Source organism: Streptococcus sp. HMSC076C08, assembly GCF_001810825.1.
GTDB lineage: Bacteria > Bacillota > Bacilli > Lactobacillales > Streptococcaceae > Streptococcus.
On the sequence record NZ_KV802726.1, the window covers coordinates 1 to 766 of the forward strand.

Here is a 766-nt window from a genome sequence, read left to right on the forward strand (position 1 = left end):
TGCGACCTACAGTCCAGAGTTTACGAAAGTGACCCCAACAGGAACTGGTGCAACCAGCACAGGTCCTCAAGGTGTTCCAAAAACGGGCACTCCAACCTTCCAAGGCGGCGATCCACTGGTTCCAATCGATGAAACAGTAGAGCCAACTTTCGAAGATGGAAGCAAAGAGAAATCTATTCCAGGTCAAGGAACTTACACGATTGCACCAGACGGAACTGTAACTTTCACTCCAGATAAACAGTTTGTTGGAAAACCAACTCCAGTCACAGTCAAACGCGTAGATAAGAATGGCACTCCGGTCACTGCAACCTACAGTCCAGAGTTTACTAAGGTAACGCCGACTGGTAAAGATACTTCTTCAGTTAACATTAAGGGACTTGTTCAAACAGGTACGCCAACATTTGAAGGTGGTAATCCGCTTGTTCCAATTGATGAAACTGTGGCAGCGACATTTGAAGATGGATCAACTGAAAAAGTGATTCCAGGTGAAGGAACTTACGTAATCTCACCAGACGGCATCGTCACCTTCACTCCAGAAGCTAATTTTGTAGGAAAAGGAACAGGCGTAACGATTGTCCGTAAGGATAAGAACGGAACTCCAGTTACTGCAAGCTATCGTCCAACAGTTGTAGACCCATCTACTGGTCATGACACGACTTCTACAGGAGCAAAAGGCCAACCTCAAGTGGCAACACCAGTGTTTGAAGGACATATCGATTCGACTGTTCCACCAACATTTGAGGATGGTAGCACGACTATGGTTGTT

Annotated in this window: 1 pseudogene; it reads left to right on the forward strand. The window is 46.0% G+C overall.

What is annotated here, in order from left to right:
* A pseudogene (locus HMPREF2766_RS04435) lies at positions 1-766 on the forward strand (hypothetical protein); the annotation flags it as partial.